At 65.4% G+C, this 2723-nt stretch carries 3 protein-coding genes; all 3 read left to right on the forward strand.

The window, feature by feature from the left end:
* Positions 1-119: 119 nt before the first annotated feature.
* Entirely contained in the window at positions 120-314 is a 195-nt protein-coding gene (locus KP701_RS15965) for a DUF1656 domain-containing protein (protein ID WP_041111784.1), read from the forward strand.
* Positions 315-326: 12 nt separating this feature from the next.
* A complete protein-coding gene (locus KP701_RS15970; protein WP_215747901.1) occupies positions 327-1238 on the forward strand; it encodes an HlyD family secretion protein in 912 nt (303 codons plus the stop codon).
* 1 nt (position 1239) lies between these two features.
* Positions 1240-2723 (forward strand): efflux transporter outer membrane subunit (locus tag KP701_RS15975; protein WP_215747902.1); only part of this gene is annotated, 1484 nt, incomplete at its 3' end.

Genomic DNA, 2723 nt, shown 5'->3' on the forward strand with positions numbered 1-2723 from the left:
CCACCGACTCTTTTTTCACTGAGTGGGAGTCGATGAGGCTGAGCGAGGAGCGTTGTGTTCGAATTGTCTTACAGTCTGGCGGGTGGCAGTCTGGTGGTTGACGGTGGGGTCGGTCCCTGATGCTGGCTGAAGTTGACCTGTTTGGCGTTTTCGTTGCACCGCTTTCCATTTATGCCGTAGCGGCGGTCTTTGTGACGTTACTGCTTCGGAGCATCCTGTGGCGCACCGGTGCGCTGGGATGGTTCTGGCACGTCGCCCTCTTTGAAATAGCGCTCTATGTCTGTGTTCTCTGTCTACTCATCCTTTACGTATAGGAGGGGTCGGCAATGAACTGGACCCGCAGCGTGATCCGTGTCCTGCTGACCCTCATCGTCCTGGCCCTGGCCATCGGACTGGGGCGCACGATGTGGGACATCTACGTCCTCGCCCCCTGGACCCGTGACGGCCGTGTGCGTGTTTACGTCGTGGACGCGGCCCCTGAAGTCTCGGGCACGGTCGTTGCCGTGCCGGTCGTGGACAACCAGTTCGTCCACAAGGGTGATCCGCTCTTCGTGCTCGATCCGGTGCGCTTCCGCCTCGACATCGACGCTGCCCGCGCCCGGGTGGCCGGGGCCGAGGAAGACCTGAAGCTCCGCACGTCCGACGCCAGGCGCCGCATGGGCCTGGGCGGCATCGTCTCGGCGGAAGAGCAGGAAGACTTCAACTCCAACGTCGAAACCCAGCGCGCCAAGGTCAACGCGGCCAAGGCCGAGCTGAACACCGCCCTGCTGAACCTGCAGCGCTCGACGGTCTATTCCCCGGTGGACGGCTACATCACCAACCTCAACCTGCGGGTGGGTGACTATGCCCATGCCGGCGTGTCGGGGCTGGCGGTGATCGATGCGCACAGCTACTGGATCAACGGCTATTTCGAAGAAACCAAGATGCACGGCGTGCATGTCGGTGACGAGGCCCGGATCAAGCTGATGGGCTACAAGCAGATCATCATGGCGCATGTCGTCAGCATCGGCCGCGGCATCAACGACCAGAACGGCGTGTCCGACAAGCTGGGCCTGCCGGACGTCAACCCGATCTTCACCTGGGTGCGTCTGGCGCAGCGTATTCCGGTGCGTCTGGAGTTTGACAACGTGCCGCCGGAAATCACGCTGGCGGCCGGCATGACGGCCACCGTGACGATCGGGCGTGAAACGCCGGGCGCGCGCGGACGTCTGACCACCTGGCTGCAGAACCACCTCTGACATGTCACGCACCCCCCTTTCCCGCTCGCTCGCGCGGCCCTTCACCCGGGCCGTAGCCCTCCGCAGCGTAGCTCTGGCCCTGAGCACCTGCCTGTCGCTGACGGCGTGTACGGTCGGGCCCAACTTCAAGCCGGACCGGATCAAGGTGCCCGACGCCTTCGTCGAGCAGCCCCGCCCCGCCACGGCCGATGCGCTGGCGCAGTCGGCTGCCGACATGAAGGACTGGTGGGCGCAGTTCCACGATCCCATGCTCAACGAGCTGGTGGAGCAGGCGATCAAGGGCAATTACGACCTGCAGATCGCCTCGCAGCACATCATTGCCGAGCGTGCCGTGCGGCGTCAGGCGCAGTCGGCCTGGTATCCGCAGCTCGATGTGGCCGCGGGCGGTGGTGATGACCGCTATTCCGTCAACGTGGACAACTGGCCGCTGCGTCCGGGCAATCCGGCCAACCGCCCCGAGGCCTCGGTCCTGACCTATGGCGCGCGGGCAAGCTGGGAAGTCGATCTGTTCGGGCACATCGCCCGGCAGGTGGAAGAACGCAAGCGGATCGTCGAGGAATCGATCGAGAACCGCCGCGCGGTCCTCCTCGCGCTGCTGGCCGAGATGGCGACGGATTACGTGACACTGCGCTCCGTGCAGGAGCGTCTGACCGTCACCGAGCGCGCCATCGACGTGGCCGTACGCTCGCGCGAACTGACCGAAAAGCTCTATACGCATGGCCTGGGCAACACGCTGGCCGTGGCGCAGGCGCAGACGGAAGAACATCTCGAACGTGCCCGTCTGGCCCCGCTACACGAGCAGGAAGAGCGGCTGATGCACGCCATCGCCGTGCTCGTCGGCGACATGCCGGGCCAGCTCGAGGAAGAGCTGGAAAAGCGCCGTCCGATCCCCGATCTGCCGCGCTTCCCCGACAGCCTGCCCTCGATCGTGCTCGCCAACCGCCCCGACATCCGCGTGGCCGAGGCCGAATACGCCGCCGATACGGCGCGCGTGGGCATTGCGGTGTCGAACCTCTATCCGAAATTCATGATCCCGCTGACGTTCAACCCGAACGCGTCCGCCGCCTATCAGGCGTTCCAGGCGGGCGGCATGGCGTGGAGCTTCATGATGATGGCGACGCTGCCAGTCATTCATGGCGGCCGTTATACCGCCGCGATCGCGCAGGCCCGGGCCGAGGCCGAGGGCAGCCGTCTGACCTACCGCAAGACGGTGCTCAAGGCGTTTGCGGATGTCGAGGACGCGATGGGCGACTGGCGGCATAATGCCGAGCTGGTCGAGGAGCTGAACCAGGCCTCCGTCGATGCCGGCCTCGCCCGCGACCGCGCGCAGAAGCTGTTCACGGCCGGTCTGACCGGATATCTGAACGTGCTGACGACCGAACAGACCGCCCTGTCCGCCGAGGACCAAGCCGTCGTCGGCCGCCTCGCCCGCGTCCGCAACGCCGTCGCCCTCTACATCGCACTCGGCGCCGGATGGCAGGGCAA

This window comes from Gluconobacter sp. P1C6_b, assembly GCF_018811945.1.
In the GTDB taxonomy this organism is placed as follows: Bacteria; Pseudomonadota; Alphaproteobacteria; order Acetobacterales; family Acetobacteraceae; genus Gluconobacter.